The following is a 3606-nucleotide window of genomic DNA, read 5'->3' on the forward strand; positions in this document are numbered from 1 at the left end:
GATGGTGGATGAGACGACGACTGCGGCCAAGGAGATCTCGGTGGCCACGCAGCAGCAGCGTTCGGCGTCTGATCAGGTGGTCTCGGCGATGACCCAGGTCTCGGACGTGTCTCGCCAGTACGCGGTCGGGTCCAAGCAGGCCGCGGCCGCCGCCGCGCAGCTCAACAACCTCGCAGCCGAGCTGCGCGGGAGCATTTCCCGTTTCAACGTCGGGTAGCGCTAGCCGTTCAACAGAGCCGGCAGCACGAACGTGTGAACGTAGCGGCGCGTCTCGGCGTCGTCGCGGTCCCGATGCCCAGGCACCACCAACAGCGAGTGGATCATCCGGACGACGAACTCGACGGCGTCGTCGAGCTCGACAGCCGGGCGGACCAGACCCGCGTCACGCGCGGCGGTGAAGTACGGCGCGATGAAGGCGGCGCACACGGCGTACGGCGCGGCGGCGTCAGCGGCGTTGAGGGTCCGCGACAGCGGGGCCGACATGAGGGAAGCGCGCCACGGCTCGCTGCGCACCCAGTCGACAGCGCTGACGATGAGCTCGACGATCGCGTCGCCGACCGATCGGGCGCTGCGCAGCCGGGCCGGGATCTGCGGCAGGAACTCGTGCGCGGACGACAGCAGGGCCGCAAGGATGATCTCGTCGCGACCGCCGGGAAAGTAGCGATAGACGCTCGCCCGAGACGTGCCGGCCAGCCGGGCGACGTCCTCGACCGTGGTCTTGGCCACGCCGTACTGCGCGAAGCATCGCTCGGCGGCAGCCACGACGCGCTCACGCGCCTCGAGCGCGGCGGCGTCGACGCCATCGGCGAGGGCTCCACCGGCGACCATGCAGCGCAGCGTACCGTGAGACAAGCAACTTGATATGTTTCATGTCTCAGCGGTTCGGATGGTTGGGCAGGAGGATGACGATGGATCCCTTCGGGATCGCCGGCGGCGCGAAGGACGCGATCAAGGAGTCCTGGATCAGGGCGGTCGGCGCCGACTCCCTACCCGGCGTGCAGTTCACTGAGCCCGCCGGTGACCCGGGGCTGTTCGGACCGGGCAGTTCGATCTGGTACGTCCACTCCGACGTCGCGACGCTGGTCGGCGGGTTGTCGGGGCTGCTTCTGGGCGCCCTGCACCAGCCGACGATGCACGGGACGAACCAGCACTCCTCCTACAGCACCGACCCGCTGGCGCGGCTCGGCCGGACCGCCTCGTTCGTCAACGCGATGACGTGGGGATCGATGCCGGTCGTCGACCGCACCTGCGACATGGTGCGCAAGATGCACAAGCTGGTGCAGGGCGCGATGCCCGACGGCCGGCCGTACTCGGCCAACGATCCGGAGCAGCTGGTCTGGACCGCGATGACCCAGGCACACAGCATCATGCGGGCCCATCTCCGCTACCACCCGAAGCCGCTGTCGGGTGCTCGCATCGACGAGTACTACGAGCAGTACGCGCAGTTCGCGATCAAGCTCGGCGCGGACATCCCGGTGCCGTCGAACCGGACCGAGGTCGACGACTACTTCGCCGAGAAGCGGCCGCTGCTGACCTTCGCGGAGGAGACCGCGGAGCTGGCCGACTTCTTCCGCAAGCCGACGGGGACCGACCCGATCCAGCGGGCGTCGAGCGTGATCATCACCAGGGCCGCGTTCGACACGATGCCCAGTTGGGCTCAACGGCTCTACGGCATTCGCAGCGCGAGCCGGATCTCGATGGTTCCGAAACGGATCGACACGATCGCCACCCGCAACGCGGTGAAGGTCGTGCTCGGCGTACTGCGCTGGGGAATCGAGGAACCGCTGATCCAGATCGAGGCGCGCGAACGCAGCGAGGCCCGGACGTCGGTCGGCGCCTCCGCCTGATTGACTCGATCGCGTGATCGAAGCGCAGGGTCTCACCAAGCGGTACGGCGACACCGTCGCCGTCGACAACCTCAGCTTCACCGTCCAGCCCGGGGTGGTCACCGGGTTCCTCGGGCCGAACGGCGCCGGCAAGTCGACCACGATGCGCCTGATCCTCGGCCTCGACACCGCGACCTCCGGCGTCGTGACGGTCAACGGCAGGCCGTACGCGAAGCATCGCCGCCCGCTCACCGAGGTGGGCGCGCTGCTCGAGGCGCGATCCGTCCACGGCGGGCGCAGCGCCTACAACCACCTGCTGTGCATCGCGCAGACCAACGGGATCCCGGCCAAGCGCGTCAACGAGGTGCTCGAGCTGGTCGGGCTCGCCGAGGTCGCGAAACGCCGCTCCGGCGCGTTCTCGCTCGGGATGGGCCAGCGACTCGGGATTGCCAGCGCACTGCTCGGAGACCCGAAGGTGCTCTTGCTCGACGAGCCGGTCAACGGACTCGACCCCGAGGGCATCTTCTGGGTGCGCAACCTGCTCAAGCACTTCGCCGCAACGGGGAAGACCGTCTTCGTCTCCAGCCACCTGATGAGCGAGATGGCGCTGACCGCGGACCGGCTGATCGTGATCGGCCGCGGCCGGCTGATCGCCGACGCCACGACCGAGGAGCTGATCCGAGCCTCCGCCGAAACGCACGTTCGGGCCCGGTCACCGCAAGCTGACGCGCTCGCCGCGGCAGTTGCCGCAACCGGTGCGACGGTCGAGCGGGAGGCGGACGGCGCGTTGTCGATCAACGGCGCCACCATCGAGGCAGTCGGCGAGCTTGCTGCGACCAAGCGCATCGTCCTGCACGAGCTCTCCGTGTCGCGGGCGACGCTCGAGGCGGCGTTCATGGAGCTCACCGAGGACGCGGTCGACTATCACGCGACCAGCGGAGCGGAACCTGACATCGCGCCACCGTGGGGAGCGTCCGCATGATCGACCTCGGGTTGTTCCGCAACGTCCTCGTCTCGGAGTGGACGAAGCTGCGCTCGGTCCGGTCGACGTACTGGTGCGTGCTGGTGTCGATCATCGTCGGCGTCGGACTCGGCGCCGCTATCTCGGCCGGTAGTGCGGCGGGTTACTCGCAGGAGTCGTTGCACGACCAGCTGCTGTTCGACCCGGCGGCGATCAGCCTCGCCGGCCTGTTCTTCTCCCAGCTCGCCCTCGGCGTCTTCGCGATCATGACGGTGAGCGCGGAGTACAGCACCGGCATGATCCGCAGCACTGTGGCCGCCGTGCCGCAGCGCGGCTATCTGCTCGCCGCCAAGGCGACGATGGTCGCGCTGGTGTCGTTCGTGACGAGCATCGCCGTGGCGTTCACCGCGTTTCCGATCGGGCAGGCGATCTTGAACCGGCACCACCTCGGCGTATCCCTCGGTGCCCCGCACGTCGCCCGAGCCGTCCTCGGTGGCGGCCTCTACATCGGCGCCCTGTCGCTCATGGCGCTCGGGCTCGCCACGATCATTCGACACACCGCGGGCGCGATCACCGCCCTCGTAGCGGTCGTGTTCATCATCCCGATCGTCACGCAGCTGCTGCCCGACTCGCTGCAGCACGACTTTGCTCGCTACCTGCCGGCCAACGCGGGCAGTGCCATCACCAACGTGGTGCAGACCTCCGACTCGCTCGGACCCTGGTCCGGCTACGCCGTCTTCCTGGCCTGGACCGCCCTCGTCATCGCCATCGGGTACTACATGCTGCGAACCCGCGACGTCTGACCCGGCTCACCGGCGC

General features: G+C 68.7%; 5 protein-coding genes. 4 read left to right on the forward strand and 1 reads right to left on the reverse strand.

Translation table 11 applies throughout. The features are described 5' to 3' along the window. The coding region (locus VG899_15030) for a methyl-accepting chemotaxis protein (GenBank protein HWA67673.1) at positions 1–217 on the forward strand (217 nt) is incomplete at its 5' end. Positions 218–219: 2 nt separating this feature from the next. On the opposite strand, the gene VG899_15035 is transcribed toward VG899_15030, so the two are convergent. Beyond that, a complete protein-coding gene (locus VG899_15035) occupies positions 220–828 on the reverse strand; it encodes a TetR/AcrR family transcriptional regulator (GenBank protein ID HWA67674.1) in 609 nt (202 codons plus the stop codon). Between the two features lie 80 nt (positions 829–908). Between VG899_15035 and VG899_15040 the strand changes: the two genes are divergently transcribed. From VG899_15040 to VG899_15050, 3 genes are read left to right on the forward strand one after another with little or no spacing between them, the layout of a single operon-like run. Continuing rightward, positions 909–1847, forward strand: a complete 939-nt coding sequence (locus VG899_15040) for an oxygenase MpaB family protein (GenBank protein ID HWA67675.1) — start codon at positions 909–911, stop codon at positions 1845–1847. 13 nt (positions 1848–1860) lie between these two features. Then, positions 1861–2808: an ATP-binding cassette domain-containing protein gene (locus VG899_15045; GenBank protein ID HWA67676.1), complete on the forward strand. Its 948-nt coding sequence runs from the start codon at positions 1861–1863 to the stop codon at positions 2806–2808. Beyond that, positions 2805–3590: an ABC transporter permease gene (locus tag VG899_15050; GenBank protein ID HWA67677.1), complete on the forward strand. Its 786-nt coding sequence runs from the start codon at positions 2805–2807 to the stop codon at positions 3588–3590. The genes VG899_15045 and VG899_15050 overlap by 4 nt, the downstream gene beginning before the upstream one ends. The last annotated feature ends 16 nt before the right edge of the window (positions 3591–3606 follow it).

It is taken from the genome of Mycobacteriales bacterium, from assembly GCA_035550055.1.
GTDB lineage: Bacteria > Actinomycetota > Actinomycetes > JAFAQI01 > JAFAQI01 > DASZTV01.

What these genes read in the sequence shown, in the direction of transcription:
- VG899_15035 (HWA67674.1), bottom strand. Translation starts at nt 828, where the DNA reads ATGGTCGCCGGTGGAGCCCTCGCCGATGGCGTCGACGCCGCCGCGCTC.
- VG899_15040 (HWA67675.1), top strand. Translation starts at nt 909, where the DNA reads ATGGATCCCTTCGGGATCGCCGGCGGCGCGAAGGACGCGATCAAGGAG.
- VG899_15050 (HWA67677.1), top strand. Translation starts at nt 2,805, where the DNA reads ATGATCGACCTCGGGTTGTTCCGCAACGTCCTCGTCTCGGAGTGGACG.